General features: G+C 40.6%; 12 protein-coding genes. 10 read left to right on the top strand and 2 right to left on the bottom strand.

The annotated features are described in order from the left end of the window. Positions 1-23 precede the first annotated feature (23 nt). A complete protein-coding gene (locus D7322_RS01220; protein ID WP_121120654.1) occupies positions 24-1,943 on the top strand; it encodes a family 43 glycosylhydrolase in 1,920 nt (639 codons plus the stop codon). A gap of 9 nt (positions 1,944-1,952) precedes the next feature. On the opposite strand, the gene D7322_RS01215 is transcribed toward D7322_RS01220, so the two are convergent. Further along, positions 1,953-3,866, bottom strand: coding sequence for a DUF294 nucleotidyltransferase-like domain-containing protein (locus D7322_RS01215; RefSeq protein ID WP_121120653.1), 1,914 nt, complete (start codon positions 3,864-3,866; stop codon positions 1,953-1,955). Between the two features lie 10 nt (positions 3,867-3,876). Continuing rightward, on the bottom strand, positions 3,877-4,497 hold the full coding sequence (locus D7322_RS01210; protein WP_183078577.1) for a 3'-5' exonuclease: 621 nt from the start codon (positions 4,495-4,497) through the stop codon (positions 3,877-3,879). 165 nt (positions 4,498-4,662) lie between these two features. Between D7322_RS01210 and D7322_RS01205 the strand changes: the two genes are divergently transcribed. The 9 genes from D7322_RS01205 (at position 4,663) to D7322_RS01165 (ending at position 24,755) form a co-directional block, all read left to right on the top strand. After that, positions 4,663-7,374 (top strand): alpha-d-galacturonidase, encoded by a 2,712-nt coding sequence (locus tag D7322_RS01205; RefSeq protein WP_147430275.1) that lies wholly within the window; start codon positions 4,663-4,665, stop codon positions 7,372-7,374. A 108-nt stretch (positions 7,375-7,482) separates the two neighbouring features. Then, entirely contained in the window at positions 7,483-9,018 is a 1,536-nt protein-coding gene (locus tag D7322_RS01200; RefSeq protein WP_121120650.1) for an MGH1-like glycoside hydrolase domain-containing protein, read from the top strand. A gap of 1 nt (position 9,019) precedes the next feature. Further along, the gene (locus D7322_RS01195; RefSeq protein WP_183078576.1) at positions 9,020-10,606 is read left to right on the top strand and encodes a glycoside hydrolase family 28 protein; all 1,587 of its coding nucleotides are present in this window, start codon (positions 9,020-9,022) and stop codon (positions 10,604-10,606) included. Then, entirely contained in the window at positions 10,606-13,404 is a 2,799-nt protein-coding gene (locus D7322_RS01190; protein ID WP_121120648.1) for a glycoside hydrolase family 95 protein, read from the top strand. Before D7322_RS01195 ends, D7322_RS01190 begins: the two co-directional genes overlap by 1 nt. Then, positions 13,404-16,904, top strand: coding sequence for a malectin domain-containing carbohydrate-binding protein (locus tag D7322_RS01185; protein WP_245971221.1), 3,501 nt, complete (start codon positions 13,404-13,406; stop codon positions 16,902-16,904). The genes D7322_RS01190 and D7322_RS01185 overlap by 1 nt, the downstream gene beginning before the upstream one ends. A gap of 177 nt (positions 16,905-17,081) precedes the next feature. Next, a complete protein-coding gene (locus D7322_RS01180; RefSeq protein ID WP_183078575.1) occupies positions 17,082-17,690 on the top strand; it encodes a DUF3826 domain-containing protein in 609 nt (202 codons plus the stop codon). A 28-nt stretch (positions 17,691-17,718) separates the two neighbouring features. Then, a complete protein-coding gene (locus D7322_RS01175; RefSeq protein ID WP_121120646.1) occupies positions 17,719-20,973 on the top strand; it encodes a SusC/RagA family TonB-linked outer membrane protein in 3,255 nt (1,084 codons plus the stop codon). 7 nt (positions 20,974-20,980) lie between these two features. Continuing rightward, a complete protein-coding gene (locus D7322_RS01170) occupies positions 20,981-23,005 on the top strand; it encodes a RagB/SusD family nutrient uptake outer membrane protein (RefSeq protein ID WP_121120645.1) in 2,025 nt (674 codons plus the stop codon). Between the two features lie 118 nt (positions 23,006-23,123). After that, a complete protein-coding gene (locus D7322_RS01165; RefSeq protein ID WP_121120644.1) occupies positions 23,124-24,755 on the top strand; it encodes a polysaccharide lyase in 1,632 nt (543 codons plus the stop codon). Positions 24,756-24,823: the final 68 nt, after the last annotated feature.

Raw genomic sequence — 24,823 nt, 5'->3', positions numbered from 1 at the left:
TGATTATCTGCAGGCACTTTATTATGAATACAAAAAAGTTGATGTCCATCATTGGGGCTGTTTGTTCAATCATTGGGTCCTTATCCGGCGTAGTTGCTCAGGAATATAAATTTGGTCCATCGGAAAAAGATTTTGCCGCTTACTTATTTACCTATTTTAAAGGAAATGCCGTTGCAGACGAGGCAGTTTGTTTTGCGATTAGTACTGACGGTTATACATTCAGGGCACTGAACAATAATCAGCCCATATTGGATTCTAAACGCATCAGCAGTACAGGTGGTGTAAGGGATCCTCATATTCTACGTGCGCAAGATGGAAAATCATTTTATATGGTATTAACAGATATGACTTCATCAAAAGGGTGGGATTCTAACCGGGCCATGGTTTTGTTAAAATCTACAGATTTGATTCACTGGGATCATCATGTGATTAACATCCAACAACGTTATCAAGGGCAGAAAGACTTAAAACGGGTTTGGGCGCCCCAGACTATATTTGATCCAAGCGTAGGTAAATATATGGTTTACTGGTCCATGAAATATGGAGATCAACCCGATGTGATTTATTATGCTTATGCTAATCGTGATTTTACGGATCTGGAGGGCGAACCTAAGGTGTTGTTTTTGCCTAAAAATGGTCAATCCTGTATAGATGGGGATATTATTGTTAAAAATGGATTATATCATTTGTTTTATAAAACGGAGGGCGATGGAAAAGGCATAAAACAAGCCATTACAGATTCCTTGACCTCTGGAAAATGGGTGGAACAACCGGGTTATAAACAGGTAACTGCAGACGATGTGGAAGGATCTGGGATTTTTAAACGTAATCAATCCGATACTTATGTCCTCATGTATGATGTTTATAAAAAAGGGAAGTACCAGTTTTGTGAATCTCAGGATCTACATCATTTTAAAGCGATAGATCAACAGATTGATATGGATTTTCATCCGCGGCATGGCTCTGTTTTGCCTATTTCAAAAAATGAATTAAACAGATTAGTGGAACATTGGGGCAAACCGCTAGATATTGCTTTAAATAAGACGAAAAACCCTGTATTGGAAGGCTTTTACGCAGATCCAGATGTATTGTATTCCAATAATACAAAGAAATATTATATCTATCCAACGAGTGATGGCTTTGACGGTTGGGGTGGATATTACTTCAAAACTTTTTCCTCTACGAACCTCAAGGAATGGAAAGATGAGGGTGTGATATTAGATTTAAAAAAAGATGTTCTGTGGGGTACGCACCATGCCTGGGCACCGACAATCATAGAAAAGAAAGTAAAAGGGGGGTATAAGTATTATTTTTATTTTACAGCAGCCCAGAAAATAGGTGTTGCCGTAGCTGACTCACCGACAGGACCATTTAAAGATTCAGGTAAACCGTTGATAGACTTTAAGCCGAATGGTGTGAAAGGCGGCCAAGAAATCGATCCCGCGGTTTTTACTGATCCTAAGACAGGTAAAAGTTATCTGTATTGGGGGAATGGACATCTTGCTGTGGCCGAGCTCAATAAAGATATGATCACGATCAAGGAAAATTCGATTAAACTAATAACACCGGATCGCACCTTTCGCGAAGGTACTTATGTTTTCTTCCGAAAGGGAACTTATTACTTTTTATGGTCTGAAAACGATACCCGTAGTGAAAATTATCGGGTTCGATACGGTACTTCAACATCTCCTTTGGGACCAATTCAAGTTCCTGATGATAACCTCATTTTGCAGAAAGATGCGGCGCTCGGAATTTTTGGTACTGGGCACAACTCCATACTTCAGGTACCGGGAAAAGATGAGTGGCATATTATTTACCATCGATTTAATTACCCCAACGGAATAACAATGGGGGATGCTGCCGGTTATAATCGGGAGGTCTGTATGGACAAATTGCAGTTTGGTCCAGATGGGAAAATTCTTCCAGTTGTACCGAGTCATTAAAATGGGCCATTACCCAAAGAGGTTACTGGTGAATTTTACTTTAATCCCCAGCTGAAAGTTATTGATCGTTTTAAATATTTCTTTAATGGTTGCCTTCTCAATATTTGTCAGACTGTCCATAGGTACATAATTGTTTGGACTTAATTTGGCTATCCGAATTTGATTCGCTTGATTTTTCAGGCGAATCGACATCAGATAGTAGTAAGATTGATGCAATTCCTCATATTGTTCCTGCGTAAAAACCCCCAAATCAAGCAGTTGTTTGAGCCTGCCGCCGGTGTTTTCTTCATAAATACGGTTTTTCAGGGCATAAACACGAACCAAGTCTACGATAGGTGTCATCGCTTTTTTTATGTTGAAGACTTCCGATGAACCGATGGTTTGTGTTTTGATTGCTTTAAAAAATGTTAACGGCGGCTCATATTGTAAGGCATTTTTGGCGATAAACGCGAAAAAGCGATCATTAGGGCGCTGTAACTCGATATTGAGAAATTCTTTAAGCTGATCAATAATTTCCGGGGCGCCGTATAGCCGTCTGCAGTCAAAAAATGTTGAAAACTTAATGGCATTTTCCGGAACACTCTCTTCAATCCATTTTTTGTAGCTGTTTTTCCAATGGGAAAGGGAGTGTGTCCATTCGGGATTGCTAGCCATATAACCACCTGTGCAGTAGCTAAAACCTATTGTATTCAAATGATCGGATACATGAGTAGCGAAACGGAGAAAATAATCACGCACCAATTCACGCTGTTCGTTGGCTTTATCTTCATAGATAATTGCGTTGTCCTGATCCGTCATCAGCGTTTGTTCTTTTCTTCCTTCGCTGCCCGTGACCATGAAAACAAATTTTGCCGGAGGTTCACCTATTTCCCCGATTACTTTTTCGATTACTTTGAGCGCAATACTATCTGCCACCGTCGTGATCACCTGATTGGCAATTTCGGCATTTACACCTCTACCAAGCAATTGGTGGATAATTTCCGGAACATTGTTCCATTTCTCGCGCAATTCATCCAGCGTCTCTGCTAGTTTTACCGATTGAATGAATACAAGTGGCGATTGTCCTTGTTCGCTCAACAGGCGATTACGACTTAGGAAGCCAACATAGTTTCCTTCTTTTTCCACAAGCAGGTACCTTGATTTTGTACGGAACATTTTTAATACAGCCTCATAAAGATAAGACTGATCAGAAATACTAACAATAGGATTGTCCATGACTTCCACAATCGGATGGTCGACCGGTATTTGTTGAGCAACTACATTATCCCGCAAAGTCATATCGGTCACATAACCAATAATGCTATTGTCGTCTTTGATAAATAAGCAACTTACCTTTTGGTTTGCCATTGTCTTTGCAACCTCATAGATGGGCGTTTCTGGGGCAGAGGAAACGATATCTTTGTAGGTGATGTGTTCGATCTTTCTTGAGTATAATTGATCTGCTGCAAAATAGCTTTCTTCGAAAGAAGCTGGGGATTTGACAAAATGAGAAAATTCTTCATCCAGCATTCTCCTGCCAAAAGAATTGGTGAAAAAATGGAAAAACTCTTCATTTGCGTTGCATAGCTCAATAAAGTTTTTCCGGGGCAAACGATAAATGACGGTGCCTTTCTTGGCAATTACAGATTTTAATGCTTTTGTTCGATTCAAAAGGACGGATATTCCGCCGAAACAATAGGGTTTATGGTGAATTTCCGTCAATCTTTTGTTATCTAGGTCATCCAAGAAGAACGTTTCGTATTCGCCTTCAAAGATTAAGTCGACTCCATCCATGTCGGTAATGTTCTGTCGATAGACAAGCGTGTCTTTGGAGAAGCGGTATTCATGGAATATATCTATAATACTGAGCTGTAGGGAATCGGGCAGTGCCTGAAAAGGGGGAGTAGATTTCAGTATGGAAAGAATAACCTCGGGATTTTTCATGAGGACAGCATTAGAATATGTTATCAAACTCTGTTTGTTGGTTTAGGATATCTTGATGGGTCAGATCTTTTCGTTGAATCATTTCAAAATAGCATTTTGCCGTAATCTCAGCATCCTTTTCTGCATCGTGCATATATTCCGGCGGAGCCGAGAAAAAGGATTCATGTAATAGAGAAAGCGGAAGATGGACCATATTGGGGTTTCTTACGTATCTTTTGCTATATAACAGTGTGCAAAAATAATCTAAGTCACCAAATGGGAGAGCCAGGTTCGATCGGTAGAACTCTGCTGATAAAACTTGGAGATCGAAGGAAAGAAAATGTCCGACAATTTGCGGTTTATATTTTTTAATGTCATGACTGAGCTTGCGCAACACATCTTTTTTCTTCTCACCATATTGCCTTAAGAATGGGGGCGTCAACCCATGGATTTGCTCTGATGCCGGACTGATTGGAATGAGTGGTTCGTAGATATATTTATTGCTCCGTTTGATCTCATTTTGGGCTTCGTCAAAAATGATCCAAGCCAATTGCAGTACATGTGGCCAATTATCGCTTTCTGTGTACCTTTTATTCCATTTTTTCGGTAGGCCAGACGTTTCTGTATCTAGAAATAGCAAATATTTTTTCAATGAATTATTGTTGAGTATCCTCTAAAATACTAAAATATTCTTGTTAATAATAGGTAAATCTGTATTTGTAAGGGATAGCTTTTGTAAAAAACGAGATACGTATTTCAATGTTTGGAAATTTATGTGTAAAATTGACATTTATTAGTAAATTATAAATGACCAATTATGTACAAAAGGCTACTATGCATGGTATTTTGTGTCTGTTCTCTCCTTGGTGAACTTTATGCAGGAAATAAAAAAGGGGCCGTTTTTTATACCATGGAGCGCATCGTAAATCGAGAGCGATTTCAATATGCAATAGATCTGCTACAAGAAGAACTGTCCAAATCGATTGCCATCCACACTTCAGGTATTGAGGTGAGTACGCTGGTGCAAAAGAAGTCTTTACCGGATTCAATTAAAGTTCAGTTGATCGAGAAGGAACATTTTGTTTTATATCGAAATACCGAAAATGGGGCCATCTCATTAATCGGCGCTGATGAGTCAGGTGTGTTATATGGTTGTATGGCATTGCTTGCACATAAACAATGGTTGAATGGTGGACGGTTCTTTTTTGCCGATGGCCCAAAAATGGTTATGCGTGGGACAAGCATCGGCCTTCAGAAAACGACTTACTTGCCGGGACATGACATTTACGAATACCCTTATACACCTGAATCTTTTTCTTGGTTTTATGATAAAAAATTATGGTTGAAGTATTTAGATATGATGGCCGAAAATAAGTATAATGCCTTGTATTTATGGAATGGACATCCTTTTTCTTCTTTAGTAAAACTAAAGGATTATCCATATGCGCTTGAAGTGGATGAGACAACATTCCAAAAAAACGAGGAGATGTATACATTCTTGACCAAAGAAGCCAACAAGAGAGGAATTTGGATTATCCAGATGTTTTACAACATTATCCTGCCTAAGCCTTTTGCCGATCGTCATGGTTTAAAGACCCAGGAACGCAATCGGATTATTACACCTTTAATTTCTGATTACACACGAAAAAGTATTGCCGCTTTTGTGGCTAAATATCCAAATGTAGGGCTCTTGATTACTTTGGGTGAAGCAATGGAAGGGGTGGGACAAGATGATATCAATTGGTTTACGAAGACCATTATACCCGGAGTACAGGACGGATTACATGCATCGCGCGCCAAGGGTGAGCCCCCTATCATTCTAAGGGCTCATGATACCGACGCTCCGGCAGTGATGCAAGCAGCACTACCAATTTATAAGAATCTGTATACAATGGCTAAATATAATGGCGAGGCACTGACGACCTATACTCCTCGTGGTAAATGGGCCGAATTGCATCGCTCATTAAGTGATATCGGAACCGTACATATTCAGAATGTACATATTTTGGCCAATTTGGAACCCTTCCGTTATGGCTCGCCTGATTTCATCCAAAAATCGGTCAAAGCTATGCATGAAGTCCATCATTCGAATGGCATTCATATTTATCCACAGGCTTCGTATTGGGATTGGCCATATGCAGCTGATAAGGTCGATAATAGACTGCTTCAAGTAGACCGGGACTGGATGTGGTACAAAGCTTGGGCGCGGTACGCATGGAATGAAAATCGAGACTCGTCACAAGAGCAATCTTATTGGTCGAAGGAGCTTGTACAATATTATGGTGTTCCTGAGCAGGATGCGCAAAAATTACTGTTGGCCATTGAAGAAATTGGTGAGATATCACCTAAAATCCTACGACGATTTGGTATTACAGACGGCAACAGACAGACCTCTTCTTTGGGAATGTTGATGACGCAATTGATTAATCCTTATCGTTATGGCTTATTTACCCTACTTTATGAATCCGAGGCTCCAGAAGGAGAAATGATTATAGATTATGTAGAGAAGGATTACCACCATGAAGGCCATATCGGAGAAACACCTGCCCAGGTGGCAAGGGAAATTGTGCAGCATGGGGAACGCGCAGCAACGTTGATCAAGGGATTGGGAAAGCCAACTAAAAATGTGGCTGAATTTGATCGATGGGTCAATGATATTCGAATCCATCAATTGTTAGCAAATCATTATAGTTATAAGGTCAAGGCTGCCATTGAACTTTTGCGATATAAATATGATCGCGATATTCACGCGCTCGAGAAAGCCCTGCCTGATTTGGAAAGAAGTGTGGAGGAATACCGTAAACTCACGGACCTTACTACTGCATCATATTTATATGCAAACAGCATGCAGACCAAACAACGTAAAATACCGATGCGTGGTGCAGATGCGACATTCATTCACTGGAAAGAGATGCTTCCTGTCTTTGAAACTGAATTGAACAACTTTAAACATGCGATAGATTCCTTATCAACGATGAACGATAATCCTACGCATTCAAAAGCGGGATTAATGTCCCAACAGATCACCTTTTTTGATCATCAGCAATTGGTCCCTTTAAAAAGAGGAGCAAAGTTATATGTGGACCAGGAACTTGTAGTTACACATTTAGCCCAGGAATTAGAAGGACTGATGGCTGTACAGATAGACGCAGGCAAACAAAAGTTAACTGGTACACAGCTCCGGTTTAAAACCCAGAAGCCTGTAAAAATATTGGTTGGCTATTTCAATAGTACAGATAAGGTGTTTGCCCCTAGGCCCGTCCTGGAAATTGATGCGAGTGCCAACGATTTTGGCCAGGCAGAGGCAAAAGTGCGTAATGCGATCCGAATTCAGTACATGCCTGTGGTAGATATTCATACTTACTCCTTTCCTGCGGGAACAAACGAACTGAAAATTCCGAAAGGAGAGGCTCTAATTTTAGGTGTCGTGGACGACAGCCAGCTCGTATATCCCTATAATGCTGATGTGGATAATCAAGGAGATGACCTTGATGACCTATTTGGCTATTTTAAGGGTACAAAATTGTAAATGAGCATGTATGCTCAGGATAGTACAGGATAAATAACATAAATGAAGTGGGTATTTTACGGCAAACTCAATCAAATCTAATATCCACTTTTTGATATAACCAGGGAAATGAAAATTAATATCGTTGCGCTCGCTTTTCTATTATACTCGCTACATGGGAATGCGCAGGAAAAGTTAGCTGAAAAACTTCAAACTTACGTTCAGAGATTCAATGCCAATGATAACGAGTCTGTTATCAATAATATTCCCAATAAAGCTGCTTATGGGTGGATGCAGAAAAATATTCCCTTATTGGACTGTCCCGATAAGGAGATTGAACAAACGTATTATTTCCGATGGTGGTCTTATCGAAAACATATCAAGTCGAGTCCAGAAGGTACCTTGGTGACAGAATTTATTGAACCAGTAAAGCATGCCGGAAAATATAATTCAATCAGTTGTGCACTCGGCCACCATTTATATGAGGGACGATGGTTGAAGAACAATGCATTTTTAAAAGAATACATGGATTTTTGGCTCTATCATGCTGATAAGGGGCAATCCAAGCCTAGATTCCATCAATTTAGTTCATGGCTACCGGATGCTTTATTAGCTTATTATAAAGTCAATCCTGATACGCAATATTTAAAAGATCGACTATCGGACCTGGATCTCGACTTTGAAAAGTGGGAGAAAGAGAGGAAAAGCAAAAATGGTCTTTTTTGGCAATATGATGTTCAAGATGGCATGGAGGAATCCGTCTCCGGTGGCCGTAAAGTGCATAATATGCGGCCATCAATCAATAGTTATATGTATGGCAACGCTGTGGCAATAGCAGTAATTGCCAAATTGGTGTCAAATCCAGCATTGGAGAAAAAGTACAGCGCCTATGCACAATCTCTACGTCAATTGGTATTGGATTCACTCTGGGACAAAGATGATAAGTTTTTTAAAACAAAACTGGAAAAAGGACCACTACATCCCACACGTGAAGCAATCGGTTTTATCCCTTGGTACTTTCATTTACCACCGGACAAAACGACTTATGGAAAAGCTTGGCTCCAGTTGCCTGATACGGCAGGATTTAATGCTCCTTGGGGAACAACGACTGCCGAGCGACGAGAACCGACCTTTAGAACACGCGGGACAGGGCATAGTTGTGAATGGGATGGTGCGATTTGGCCTTTCACAAGTTCGCAGACGATCCGTGGAATGGCTAATTACTTAAGCGATTACAAGCGGAATAACGCGATAAATGCGAATGATTTATACGAGCAGATTCACAAATATGCAAAATCGCATGTGATGAACGGTAACCCTTATATTGGTGAATACCAAGATGAGCGGACAGGAGCATGGTTGAAAGGCGACAATCCGAGAAGTAAATTTTATAACCACTCTACATTTGCGGATATCATTATCCAGGATTTAATCGGAATAAAACCGCGAACTGATTCTATGCTCGAGATAAAACCATTGATTTCGAAAGATAAGTGGGACTATTTTGCGCTAACTCAATTGACGTATCACAATAGGAACATCGACATCTATTGGGATGCTACCGGTGAAAGATACCACAAAGGAAAGGGATTGACCATCTATGTGGATGGAACGATGTCTTTGCAACAAAAGGATTTAAAAAATTGTAAGATTAACTTAAATTAATATGATCAGAAAGCACTATCGTCGCGGAATAATAACTGTTTTCCTTTGTTTATCCATGTTGGGTTTGCAGGCGCAAGCTTGGCTAAATGTGATGGATTTTGGTGCACGGAAAGACAGTACCGAAAGTAATACATTGGCTATCAAGAAAGCTATTGCAGCAGCTGTAAATAAAGGCGGAGGAACCATCTATTTCCCGGCGGGAAAATATATAACAGGTCCAATTCACCTGAAAAGTAATATCACCATTTATATTGATGCTGGCGCTGAGTTGCATTTTAGCGATAATTTTGATGATTATTTACCCATGGTAGAATCCCGTTGGGAGGGAACTGCTGTAACCAATTTTTCGCCATTATTTTATGGCAATAACCTTGAAAATATTAGTATTCAAGGCCGTGGTACGATCGACGGACATGGTAAAAAGTGGTGGGGCTATTCAGAGGTCGAAGTTAAAAAGCAGACTGAAGACAGTAAATGGCAAAAAGAGTTTAAACGTCTCAACAAGGCTGTTTTGGCTCCGGACCTTCCGGGATGGATCGAAAGAGGATTTCTACGCCCGCCCTTTATACAGTTCTTGAATTGTAAAAATGTACAGATCAAAGATATTAAAATTCAGAATTCGCCATTTTGGACAATTAATCCACAATATTGTGATAATGTTACTGTGGATGGTGTGACCATCGATAACCCGCCCTCGCCTAATACCGATGGTATTAACCCCGAATCATGTTCTAATGTTCGGATCGCTAATTGCCACATCAGTGTGGGGGACGACTGCATTACCATAAAATCAGGCAAAGATCGCTCAGGAAGAAAGATCAATATTCCCGCGGAGAATTATACGATCACAAACTGCACAATGCTTCGTGGACATGGCGGTGTAGTGATTGGAAGCGAGATGTCGGGTGGCGTGAAAAATATTGTGATTTCCAATTGTATTTTTGATGGAACGGATCGCGGTATACGTTTAAAGACTGCGAGAGGTAGAGGAGGTATTGTGGAAAATATTCAAGTATCCAATATTGTCATGCGCGATATTAGAGATCAAGCAATCGTCATGGATATGGAATATGCCAAAAGTGAACCAGGGCCTATTAGTGAACGCACGCCTAAGTTCAGGAATATCTATATTAACAATTTATCTGGCACAACAAACCGTATTGGCTATATCCGTGGCTTGGAAGAAATGCCCATAGAGAATGTGGCTTTTTCGGATATCAACATGCAAGGAAGTACCGGTTTTTTAGTACTCAATGTCAATGGTTTGACATTGAGTAACGTCAACGTAGCGGTCAAACAAGGCTCATTATTGTCTGTCAATAATGGGAAAGAACTGAATATATTAAATGTAAAAAACACGACACCGGCGGTAGATAAATCGCTCATCGAGCTGGAAAACTGTCAGTCAGTCGATGTGCAGAGCTGTTTTCCTACAATAGGTACAGCGCTATTTTTAGACATGGTAGGCTCTGCGAATGAGTCTATTTATGTCCATGGTAATAATCTAGCAAGAGTAAAGCAAATTCTCCGTGGTACCTACAAAACTGGTCAGCTCTCATCAAATATAAATCCTTTAGAAATTAAATAATGCGTTTATACCTGTATCTCATCGTGTCTGTTTTATCGATATGCCCCTTGGGTTCTGCTTTGGCACAAGCACGTGTGTGGTTTGATCGTCCTGCCCAACAGTGGCAGGAGGCTTTACCTATTGGTAATGGACGGCTGGGAGCCATGGTTTATGGAGGAGTTGGGAATGAAGAGTTACAGTTTAATGAAGAGACATTATGGACCGATGGGCCACGGAATTACAATAAAAAAGGAGCATCAAAGTATCTTCAAAAAATCCGCGAATTGCTGGATCAAGGCCAACAGAAAGAAGCAGAATCTTTGGCGATGCAGGAGTTTATGGGAGTTAAAAGTGAATCAGAGGACCCTACCGCTTGGTTAGACAAAATTGGTCGCATCCGAAAACAAAAACATGGTCCTTTTGAATTCTCTTTTGATGATAGTAAATGGCCACTTATTACCGTTCCGCATTACGAGGGTTGGGAAACTGAGGGGCTGGAAGGCTTGGACGGAGCAGTGTGGTTTCGTTATGATTTTAACCTGTCAAAAAATGATCTAGCTGAGCACTGGTCGTTGGATTTAAATAAAATACGAACCAATGATTACACCTATATCAATGGTGAGCTCGTCGGCCAATCTGCGGGAGATGAAACCAGGAGACACTATCAAATTCCGATGGGATTATTGCGTACAGGGCGGAATAGTATCGCTATTCAGGTGATCAATTTAGAAGGAAAAGGAGGTGTAGCTGGATATAAGGATACAAAGCAGTCAATAGGATTAAAAAGTTCCACCGGAAAACTAATCTCGCTAAATGGAGAGTGGAAATACCATATTCAAGATCAAAGCAGTCCGAAAATAGGGAGTTATCAAGCATCCTATCAACCTTTTGGTTCATTGAGACTGCAGTTTGATCACGATGTCGCTGAAAACTATAGCCGTATACTCGATTTGGATAAAGGCGAAGTCCGGGTCAATTATGCTTTCAAGGGAGTACAATACACAAGAACCTATTTTGCGAGCCAGCCTAACAATTTTATTGGTGTGCGACTGCAGGCTGATCAGAAGAAAAAAGTTAGTTTTAGGCTTGCTCTAAAGACCAAACATCAGCGTAATGAACTTAATCACATCGCTGATTCGTCTATCTGCTTGGAAGCATGGGTGAAGAATGGGTCGATGCGTGGAACAGTCTTCGTAAAGCTCAAATTGAAAGGGGGCCAATTATCCTATGATGGTGATGAACTTTTGGTGAACCAAGCAGATGAAGCTCAGCTTTATTTGAGTGCGGCAACAAATTTTAAATCTTATCAACAATTGGATGAGAAGTACGCTGCTGTTGCATTGGAAAGATTTAAGAAATTAACAAAGCTAAACTTTGATCAATTGTATCAAATCCATCAAAAAGATTACCAGCGTTTATATCATCGCTTCGTTGTAGAATTTGGCGGGGTAAACCAGTTAGATACAATCCCGATAGATAGGAGATTACAACGTGCTGTGGAGCATGCTGATCCTGGGCTTGTGGCACTTTATGTACAATTTGCACGTTACTTACAGATTGCTGCATCAAGAGAAGGAAGCCAACCCATGAACCTTCAAGGAATCTGGAATCCATTTTTGGAACCATCTTGGGGAAGTAAATATACAACCAACATCAATCTAGAGATGAACTACTGGCCGACGGAAGCATTGAATCTTTCTGAGCTGCAGCAACCTTTATTCCAAATGATTCGAGACCTTCACGTAGCGGGTGCAGAAACGGCCAAAGAATATTATGCTGCCCGGGGGTGGGTGTTACATCACAATACGGATTTATGGCGGGGTACAGCTCCCATTAATAATTCCAACCATGGTATATGGCCCACAGGTGGAGCTTGGTTGGTGCGACATCTTTGGGAGCATTATCTTTACACGCAAGATTTACACTTTTTAAAAGAATATTATCCAATTATTAAGGATGCTACCTTATTTTTCAAGGACTTTCTTGTCAAGGACAAAGTAACGGGATGGTTGGTCAGCTCGCCTTCAAATTCTCCAGAAAATGGAGGTTTGGTCAAAGGACCTACAATGGATCATCAGATTATTCGTTCGTTGTTTGATATTTTCGATCAAAGTTCCAAGTTATTGGTGAAAGATGTTCAATTGCGGGATTCAATTATGGAGATGCGAGATCAAATAGCACCAAATCAAATTGGGCAACATGGACAGCTCCAGGAATGGTTGATGGATTTGGACGATCCAGAAAATAAACATCGTCATGTATCCCACTTATGGGGGTTATTTCCAGGAGACGAAATCAATACGACCCATACGCCACAATTGGTCGAAGCTGCAAAACGTTCGTTGATACTACGTGGTGATGAGGGAACGGGTTGGAGCCTGGCCTGGAAAATTAATTTTTGGGCTAGATTAAAAGATGCTCAGCATGCTTATCACATGGTTAAAATGCTATTGCGGCCGGCGGGTCAAGGAGGCGGCTCCTATCCGAATCTATTCGATGCCCATCCACCATTTCAAATCGATGGCAACTTTGGTGGAGCTTCAGGAATTACCGAGATGTTGCTTCAGAGCCATATCAACGGGATTGAATTATTACCAGCATTGCCAGAGGAAATGAGCACGGGTAAAGTTAGGGGACTCATAGCACGGGGGGCTTTTCAGGTTAATATGGAATGGAAAGACAATCAGTTATTGGAGGTGACTGTTGAATCGCTTGCTGGAGAAGAACTCCATTTGCGGTATGCTAGTCGCGAAGTAAAAATCAAAACAAAGAAGGGCAGGTCCTATGCCTTCGATCAAGAATTGAAGTTAAAGAAATAATGAAAACCAGATTGATGCTGTTGAGTAGGCTGTTTTGCTGTGCCTGTATATTATTATTCGGAATGTTTTCCTATGGTCAAAAAATCCGTAAAACGATTGCACTGGATACAGACTGGTTGACGATAATGGACCAAAAAGATTCTGCTAGGTACGGTGGATTTCACCGTTTGTCTTTTAAGACAGATAAAGATTGGCGGAAAGTAAATGTCCCACATAACTGGGATGGCTACGAAGGATATCGCAGATTGCTGCATGGCAATTTACACGGTTACTCATGGTATCGAAAAACTTTCTCTCTTAAACAGCAAAGGAATAAAAATAGGTTCTATTTATTTTTTGAGGGAGTAGGATCCTATGCAACAGTTTGGTTAAACGGCATACGGGTAGGATATCATGCTGGGGGAAGAACCACATTTACACTGGATGTCACTGATGCGATCAAATTGGATGGGGGTCCCAATCTTTTGGCCGTTCGGGCAGATCATCCGGCACATATTATGGATCTTCCTTGGGTGGATGGAGGCTGTTCGACAGAGCGGGGATTTTCTGAAGGATCGCAGCCTATGGGAATTTTTCGTCCAGTGAGTCTATTGATCAAAAATGAAGTGTCTATTACGCCTTTTGGTGAACATTATTGGAATGATGAAACCGTTGATCATAAGAAGGCGGTCGTACACCAAGTCGTGGAAGTGAGTAATAAAAGCCAAGTTAATAAAGATCTGGAGCTTATAACGGAGGTTTTGGACCAAAAGGGAAAATTAATCGTTCGATCTACATCAAAAGACCAGATTAAAGGAAATGCTATAAAGGAAATTAGATTGAAAGATCTTGTTTTTAGCAATCCACAATTATGGTCTGTGACCTCACCCTATTTGTATCGCATAAAAATAAAGTTAAAAATAGGTCGACAGATCATAGACGAGATAGAAACACCTTACGGAATTCGCGCTGTTCGTTGGTCAAAAGGGTTAAAACCATCCGGTGATCCACGTCTTTTAGTTAATGGAGCACCGGTATTTATAAACGGTATTGCGGAGTATGAACATAAATTCGGGCAATCACACGCTTTCGAAAAAGAAGAGATCGATTCCCGGATTAAGCAGATCAGAGCACTCGGGTTCAACTCCTTTCGTGATGCGCATCAGCCACATAACCTGCGTTATCAACAGGCATGGGACCAACATGGTATTTTGTTATGGACACAGCTTGCGGCACACATCTGGTTTGATACGCCCGCATTTCGAGCGAACTTTAAGAGATTGCTGACGGATTGGGTGCGCGAACGTCGAAATAGTCCGTCAGTAATATTATGGGGACTGGAAAATGAAAGTACGCTTCCGGAAGATTTTGCACGTGAATGTACTGCGTTGATTCGCAAATTAGATCCAACAGCATCTATACAACGTTTAGTAACCACATGTAATGGCGGTAGTGGGACTGATTGGGACGTACCGCAAAATTGGACGGGTACTTATGGGGGAGATCAAAAAACCTATGGCGACGATCTAAAAAAGCAACAGCTCGTGGGTGAATATGGTGCTTGGCGCAGTCTGGGGATGCATGCCGAACCGCCCTATCTACCCAACGAAAATAATTATAATGAAGAACGTTTTGCTGATATTTTACAGACCAAGGTACGTTTGGCAGAGTCTGTGAAAGATAGCGCTGTAGGCCATTATCTATGGCTTTGGAACTCACATGATAATCCTGGCCGTATCCAGGGGGGAGAGGGAAATCGTGAGATTGATCGGATTGGACCGGTTAATTATAAAGGGTTGTTGACACCCTGGGGGGAACCCACAGATGCTTATTATATGTATTTATCGCATTATGGTAAGAAAGAGCAGCCTATGGTGTACATCGCCATGCATTCTTGGCCGAATCGTTGGTTGACCCCTGGGATAAAAGATAATATTCGTGTTTTTTCGAATTGTGATGAAGTAGAACTTTTCAATGATCTCGGTTCGTTATCGCTTGGAAAAAAGCAACATCCAGGGTTTGGACAGCATATTAATTTTGATAGTGTCAAGGTAAATTACAATGTACTTTATGCTGAAGGACGAAATGCTGGAAAAGTGGTTTCCCGTGATACCATTATATTACAAAACTTTCCTGAAAGTCCACATTTTGCTGCCTTGCAGCAGCAATCCAAGATTTTAAAACCAGATCAGGGATATCATTATATCTATCGCGTCAATTGTGGCGGAGATACTTATATCGATGAATATGGGGGATACTGGCAGGCTGACCAGCCTTATAGGCCCATGCTCGCCTGGGGAAGTAGGTCATGGGCGGACAAATTCAATGGGATGAGCACGAATTTTGCCAGTCAACGGATAATTTCTGACCCTATCAAAGGAACAAAGGACTGGCCTCTTTTTCAGACGTTCCGCTACGGGCTTGATAACTTGGGGTATCAATTTGACTTACCGAATGGAGATTATTTCGTCGAACTGTATTTTGCCGAACCCTGGTACGGGAAGTTTTCATCGGGAAAAGGCGATCGTGTTTTTGATATTGCCATTAATGGTCAAGTTGTGGAACATCAGTTTGATATTTATAAAAATGCTGGGTTCCAGCGGGCCTTAAAAAAAAGCTATCCTATTAAAGTCATGAATGGAAAGATTGTTATTAATTTTCCACGTATTTATGCTGGTCAGGCGGTGATACAGGCCATTGCTATTGCATCAAAAGAAAACAGGAAAACCTTATCGCTTGATCAAAAGCATTATAATCTTGAATTAGGGAATCAAGATATTAAGCTCCACAGCTGGTTGGATATAGGTAGCTGCCTGAAAAGGGAAGGGATTACTGAAACAACATTTTTCTCCTTACCATCTTCCTTGTTTGGTTCAGATTATTTTGAGCTTGATAGCAATAGAACCTATCGCCTACACTTTAAAGAGCCTACCAATGTTTTCTTATTGGGGAGTAATCAGCCTGATGATTTTGAACAGACCAAAGACAGTGTGCAATTGAATACAGGGAAATATCTGGCCGTATTCCGTAAGGTATTGCAGGCAGGGGAAGAGCTTTCCATAACGACCAAGACGCAAGGGGAAATTCTGGTATTTCAGCAGCAAAGTGGGATGCTGCCCGTGTATGACCTTAAAGAGGTGAAAAACTATAAGGCCTATCAAAGTAGCTGGCGTGATGGTGTTTCCGAAATCGAGTTTGCAGGACAAAAGCGTGTGGCATTCAACAAAAATGAAGGTTATATCGGTTGGCAGTTTCAGGTTGGCGCGGCAGATGTGTATGCGTTATCGATTAAGTATCATAATCCATTTAAGGAAGCACGTCGTGGTTATTATGAAATTTTGGACAAAGATAAGCATGTGCTGGTGCCTAAAACTACAATACAATTGGAGCCTACACGTGTAGGCAAATGGAATTATATCAATACTGATACAAAGACAATGATTAATGCGGGCACCTATTTTGTTAAGCTGTACTCTTCTGATTTAGAAGGTGTTATTATTGATAATTTAGAGGTTAAATAGCGTAAATGTCAGCATAGTGCATGACGGTTGTCAATAAAATTTTCAGTTATATTGAAGACTCAAAAATTCTTTATATCATTTTGAAGTTTGTTTGAGAATTTATAGAAAAAAAATAAAGGTAAGGGACTTTATTTAATGTTTAATAATAACCAAAAAAGGGATAAACTATTCATGCCTATGAAACGTTTTGCATTACTTATGTTTTTATTTTTAAGTGTATCTATGACATTTAGTCAGACAGAAGACACTTATTGGAAAACCATCACCGATCGGTCAGAAAAAATTGTCGCGAAATTAGCGTTACAAGATCAGGCCAAACAAGAAAAAGCAGCTCACATTATCCGTGACCAGTATTATCTTTTAAACGCTTGTTATACACTTCGTGATTTAAAAATCAAGGAGAATACCGATAAGAGTCTAAAAGAGCAAATCACGCAGGAGACGCTGCAGGAAACCAGCAATTTAAATCAGGCGTTTGTAAAACGGCTAAAAGAGGTTTTAACAGAGCCGGAAGTTGAGGCGGTTAAAAACGGCATGACCTATAATGTCTATCCAAATACGGTGAGAGCCTACCAGGATATGATTCCGCGGCTTACAAAAGACGAAGTGCATATGATCGACAGTTTGCTGTATGAAGCACGGGATTTTGCAATGCAGGCTGAATCTTCAGAAAAAAAGCACGCTTGGTTCGGTAAATATAAAGGCAAAATCAATAACTATTTAGCGTCCCATGGCTATAACCTAAAGGAAGAAGGCGATAAATGGGCCGCGAGATTAAAAAAATAACCCAATAAAACAAATTAATACCCAAATTATGAATCAGCTCATATTCCCGAGTAAATCCTCTAAAAGGTTAGCACAACTGCTGGCTATTGGAATAATGACTGGCGGGATCATTCCGTCATACTCCTATGGAGTAAATCTAAGTGAACACAATTTAAACTTTTTTAAAAATATAACAGGAAAGGTTGTTGATCAAAATGGAAAACCGCTTGCCGGAGTAACGATTTCCATTAAAGGATCAAAGACGGCGACTTCAACAGATGCAGATGGTACATTTAGGCTGAACCTGCCTGTTGGAAACGAGATTTTGGTACTCAATTTTGTTGGTTATAAAAGACTGGAAATCCCCGTTGGAAACCAGAATGTATTGAATATACGCATGGAAGCCGAAAGTCAGGAACTCGAAGAGGTAGTTGCTGTTGGTTACACCACGCAGAAAAAAGCACATTTAACAGGCTCTGTCGTGGCAATTAAAGCGGAAGAGATAGAAGATCTGCCATCTACGAATGTGGCAGCTGGATTAGCTGGTCGGCTATTGGGGGTAAATGTCAGTGGCGGTGTATCGAGACCTGGCTCAAAAGCTACCCTGGGGGTAAGAAGAAGTATGGCCGCCGGTAAAGATGGAGGAACTTCTGAACCACTGTATGTTATCGACGGAGTAATTCAGGTCAATGGACAAAATCAGCCTGACGCTACGCAATTCAATAACTTGGATCCGTCTGAAATTGAGAGTATCTCTGTATTGAAGGATGGTGCAGCAGCTGTGTACGGGGTACGCGCTGCCGATGGTGTCATCCTAATCACAACCAAACGAGGCAAAATTGGTGCGCCGAGAATTAGTTATAACGGTTCTTATGCCATCAATGATGAGGCTTATCGGACAAAAGTCATGAATGCCTATCAGTATGGGATGTATTTTAATATTATGAATGGGCCGAACGGAAATAATACCGATCCTTCAAGGCCTGGTTTTGAAAAAGCATTTTTCTCACAAGATGAATTGGATTATTTCAAAAATCATTCCTACAACTGGCTCGATGATGCTTGGAAGTCCAGCTATTTGACCAAACATTCCCTGAATATTTCGGGCGGAGCAGATAAAGCTACCTATTTTGCAAATGTTGCTTATAACAAACAGAATGGTAATCTATCCACTTTAGACTATGATCGCTGGAATTTTAGGGCTGGAAGCGATATTCAAGTGGCTAGTAATTTCAAGGCTGCTATTCAGGTTTTTGGAAACGTGGGAGACTTACAAAAAACCTTTAATAAAATTGGTGGGGAAAATGATGATAACGATTATCGAAACTTATTATTGGCTTCTCCTTATGTTCCTGCCTATGTAAATGGACTCCCTGCAAGATTGCCCGGAACCTCGGGGGATTTATCTGCTTACCATTTCTTTGAGTTACAGAAATTAAATAACTTGGCAACCTCGGATTCTAGACAGTTTGGCGTTAACTTGAGTGGAGAATATCAGGCACCATGGTTAAAAGGTTTGGTATTACGTGGATCTTATGCTAGAAACTTTACAAGTTCACGCGGTACGCAGGTCGGAACCAAATATCAAACATATACATTTACCAATGGAGGAGATAATAGTCATATTTACGACCTCGGTACCAATCCCGTTGCTGCAACTTTTAGCAATGGTAATCGTGTTTATTTTTCAAATTCGAATGGTAATAATTATCAGGCAAATTTTACTGCAATATATGATAAGAAATGGAAACAACACACTTTTTCGGGCTTGTTTTCGATAGAAAAAGGAGAAGCTAATAGTTCGCAGGAAGATGTTTGGAAAGATGATCCACTTGCGAACACGAATGGACAATTTGGTACTGCGTTTGGAGCTGTCGATGGGCGTACAGCCGCTTACGAGTCCGGTACTTTAGGCTATGTAGGCCGTCTTAACTATCGGTATGGAGAAAAGTATTTAGCAGAAGTGTTGTTTCGTTCGGATGCCTCTACAAAATTTGCTCCAGAAAACTATTGGGCAAATTTTTATAATATCTCTGCAGGTTGGGTCATTAGTGAAGAAGACTTCTTTAAAGTGAATGGTGTGGATTTCTTGAAATTACGATTTTCGCATGGAAAATTGGGTAGTGATAAAATCCCACTTTGGAATTGGTTACAACGCTATAGCTATCAGACAGGTAAAGGTGCTGTGTTTGGCGGAAATAGCGGTGCAACGACTGGTATGAAAATGGAGAAAAGTCCTAATCGCGACGCTACTTGGAGCGCGGAGTATAAAAACAATGTTGGAATTGATGCTCGTTTTTTACGTAGCCGCCTATCAGCGACTATCGAAGGATTTTATTACAAAGGTCATGATGCTTTGATCGAACGTACAGGTAATATCCCAATTACAGTAGGGGGATCGGTTGCTGCTGAAAATTTTGGGAAAGAGAATAATTATGGAATAGAGTTTGAATTGGGCTGGCAAGATAAAGTTAATGACTTTAGCTACGGAATTAGCACACGTTTTTCTTGGTCTGATGGAAGGGTAATTCAGGGTAATTTTAATGATATCGATATGTTATATCCTTGGAAACCGAGACCTAATGCATCTTCTGACCTCGGGGCTTGGGGATACGATTATTTAGGAATGTTCAAGACTCAAGCGGATATCGACAACTATGTAAGTCAGTATAATATTACGCAAGTATTTGATCAATCTGTTGATAAATTGAGACCGGGAATGCTATATTATCGAGATGTGCGAGGAGCTCTTCAGGCAGATGGTACTTTTGCAGAGCCTGATGGTATCATTAACGATAATGATCTGATTCAATTGGCTAAGCGTAAAGATAATCATTATACATTAGGTACAACCTTAAGGGTTGGTTATAAGGGGCTTACTGCAGAGGCTGTTATTACAGGGTCATTCGGAGGTTATTCAGAGATCACAGAGCGTAATAAACTTAATAATGATATTTCCCGTGTGTATACCAATCTTCCTGTCATTTGGGGAGATGTATACGACCCTGTTTTGAACCCGACAGGAACTATGCCGAATCCGCAATGGTCAAGTATTTACAATCAGCCTTCCAGTTTCTGGACTGTTTCAGCCTTTCGCATGCGCATGGCGAGCTTTAATGTAGGCTACAAGTTACCTGAGAGAATTACACAGTACTTGCGAGTGTCAAATGCTAGAGTATACTTAAGTGCAATGAATCCAATGTCTATCTATAATCCATACAGTTATAAAGATGGGAATGGATCGGCTTGGGATGTTTATCCGAATTTGAGGACTTATTCTTTTGGTGTTAACGTGACTTTATAAGATTACGATGAAAAAAATAACGATTTTAAATATAATGCTGGCTTGTTTAGTTTTAACAAACCAGAGCTGTAGGGACAATTTCTTAGAGGATAAAAAAGACTTTACAGCAGTAAACGGCGATGATGTGTTTAAGGATCCGGTATTGGCTCAAGCGTATGTAGATTACGTATACGGATTATTTTTGCCAGCAAATAATTCACAATCTTTCGTGGCAACAATGGATGCTGCAGAAAACGGTACATATAACAATGTTTTCACACAAACGACTGACGAGTTAGCTGGTGAGACTGATTTCAATAAGCAGTGGAATTCTATTTCTTATATCAATAATCATGCTAATAAGTATTTTGGTCAACGAATGAGTGCCAATATCGGCAATAACGTGTGGACTCGAATGAAAGAAATTAATCTTTTTTTAAGCAAGATCGATCTTTATGGTATTGATGAGGCTAGCCGTAATAAGATGAAGGGGCAGCTCTATTTTTGGCGCGCTTTCCAATATTTTCAACTTGTAAGGATGTATGGAGGTGTTCCTCTGATATTGGAACCGCAAGTACCAATTGTAGGTGAAAATGAAACAAATTCTATTCCGCGTAGTACGACATCGGAATGTATTGCACAGATTGTAAAAGATTTAGATTTGGCGAAAAGCCTATTGCCCGGGAAGTGGGACGCTGGAAATTGGGGTCGGATTACTAGTGGCGCAGCGGCGGCTTTGAAAGGACGGGTTTTGTTAACTTATGCTAGCCCACAATTTAATCCGAATGATTCGCGTGATCGCTGGGAAGCAGCATATTCAGCAAATACTGAAGCAAAAGCCCTATTAGAACAGAATGGTTTTGGGTTGTTCAAAACTGGTGGAGAAGCTAATGGTAAAGCTTGGGGAGACATGTTTTTGAAAGAGGTGGACAATCCTGAGGCGGTAATAGTTTATGGATTTAATAATGCGGCAGCGACATCCACCGCTGTAAAGAATAATGGTTGGGAGCAGGCGATCAGACCTAGGGAACTTTCTGGTGGGGGATCAATTTCTCCAACTAAGCAGATCTTTGATGCTTTTCCTATGTTGGATGGTAAAAATATTGATGATCCAACCTCAAGTTACCCATACGATGCGAAGAAATTTTATAAAAATAGAGATCCGCGGTTTACAAAGACTTTCGTGTATAATGGCGCTTTATTCCCGTATGCGAACGGAACAAACTATCGCCAATGGACCTACTATTGGAAAAATGATAAGGGGGCGTATGTCTCCACGGAAACGAGAGGCTCTAACTCAAGTGGTATCTATTTGCGTAAAGGATCTGATCCTGCAGCGTCGGGTACATCAAATGCCGCAGCCGGATTTCAGCAAAGTGGTACAGATTATATGGAAATGCGTTTTGCGGAAGTAGTATTGAATTTAGCGGAATCGGCTATTGGTGCGGACAAATTGATGGAAGGTTTGAAAGGTATTACTGATATCAGGGCACGTGCAGGTCTGGAAAATAAGGATGGATCTTATGGTTTAAGTAGTATCAGCGGAAACCGAAATAAACTTTTCGGCGCAGTGCTTAATGAACGTAAATTAGAATTAGCGTATGAAGGTAAACGATTTTATGACCTGAGACGTTGGAAGCTTTTTGAAGAGGATTCACCTACCGCCCAACGTATTGGTGTAAAACCATTAAATGGAACAAGAAGAACAGGCTTATTAATTACAGTGAAAAACAATGGCATGGAATATACCGGTGCTTCAGATCCGTTGGTTCGAAATGGCTCAAGTGTTCCTGTCGTCGAACGCCAACCCGCAACTTATCCTGATGGGATTGCAAATCAGGACCAGTATTTGGATTACCTGTATGATAATTATTTTGTAATTGCCGAAAAAGATGATTTAGATCCGACAAATATTCCTTGGAAATTTAGATGGTATACGGAATATTACTTCTTCGGATTAAATCAAACAATCTTATCTACTTCACCTTATTTACAACAAACTACTGGTTGGGATAGCATGAATGGAGCAGGAACTTTTGATCCTTTAAAATAGTTTTTTTGTAAAAAATATTAAGGCAATGTATGTGAATTGTGACATACATTGCTTTTGATAAATGTACTATTGACATATATTTGAAATAGAAATTATAAATCCTACTAACTAGATAAACATGTTACATAAAATAACGCTGACAGCATTGTTGAGTCTCATTACATCAATCGCATTTTGTCAGTATCCCAAAATTCCAGAAGACGTTAAGAAGAATACAGATGAGCTGATGCGTAAAGCGACCAAACAATCGGATGAAGCTTGGCAAAAAGCCCTGCCTGTCATAGAAGAATACGCAAAACAAGGTAAACCTTATATTCCATGGGCAGGACGGCCTGATGATCTCCCACAAGCTAAGATTTTGGCTTTCCCAGAAGCTGAAGGTGGCGGTAAATTTACCTTTGGTGGCCGTGGCGGTAAAGTGTATGTGGTCACAAGCTTAGAAGACAATGGCCCCGGCTCATTACGGGAAGCTTGCGAAAAAGGCGGCCCACGTATTATTGTATTTAACGTTTCAGGCATTATTCGTTTAAAGACCCCCTTAATTATTCGTGCTCCTTATGTGACCATTGCAGGACAGTCTGCTCCGGGCGATGGTGTGTGCGTAGCTGGTGAATCTGTTTGGATCAATACACACGATGTCTTGATCCGTCATATGCGATTTAGACGCGGTGAAACTTATGTCGGACGTCGAGACGATGCGATCGGTGGTAATCCGGTAGGAAATATTATGATAGACCACGTGTCGGCAAGTTGGGGATTGGATGAAAATATGTCCATGTACCGTCATATGTATAATGATAGCACCGGTAAAGCAGAAGAAAAACGTGGTACCGTAAATATTACCATTCAAAATTCTATTTTCTCAGAAGCACTGGATACATGGAACCATGCGTTTGGGAGTACTTTAGGTGGAGAGAATTGTACCTTTATGCGCAATCTCTGGGCGAATAACGCAGCCCGTAACCCATCTATTGGTTGGAATGGTTTGTTCAACTTTTACAATAATGTTGTCTACAACTGGGTGCACCGCTCAATTGATGGTGGTGATTACCAAGCGACATACAATATTGTCAACAATTACTTTAAGCCAGGCCCTGCAACTCCGTTGGGTCAACCTGTCAGCTACCGTATTTTAAAGCCTGAATCAGGTAGAAGTAAATTATCCTATGTTGTATTTGGTCGTGCGCATGTTAAAGGCAATATTGTGGAAGGCAATGCGAAAGTAACTTCAAATAACTGGGATGGGGGAATACAGTTGGAAAATAAAAAAGGCGATGCGATGACTTACGAAGAAGCTCAACCATACTTTGCGGCAATGAGTGCCAAGGAAGCTTTTCCGCATGCTAATTTCCCAGTGATGACTGCACAAGAGACCTATGGTTATGTACTTGATCACGCAGGTGCGACCTTACCAAAAAGAGATCCTGTCGATACACGTGTTATTGGTGATGTGAAAAATGGTAAACCGGTGAAGTTATTAAGCAACGTGAAGCTGCCTGAAAAAGATTTTGAACATAGACGATTACCAAAAGACTCCTATAAGATTGGCATTATTACGGATATTTCCCAAGTAGGCGGTTATCCCGTCTACAAAGGTACACCATATAAGGATTCGGACAATGATGGTATTCCGGATGCGGTAGAAAAAGAAATGGGATTGAATCCAAATGATCCAAGTGATTCAGCAAAAATTACCGAATCAGGTTACGCAAACATCGAAATATATCTTAATAAACTCGCTGCAAAGTAATTGCCCTGGAATGCCACTGGTTAGGTGACAGATAAAGAATCAAATAAGCTAGGGTATTTATATATAAA

The organism is Sphingobacterium puteale (assembly GCF_003627955.1).
In the GTDB taxonomy this organism is placed as follows: Bacteria; Bacteroidota; Bacteroidia; order Sphingobacteriales; family Sphingobacteriaceae; genus Sphingobacterium; species Sphingobacterium puteale.
The sequence above is the reverse complement of the archived record's forward strand: the minus strand, read 5'-3'. Positions and strand labels throughout refer to the sequence as shown.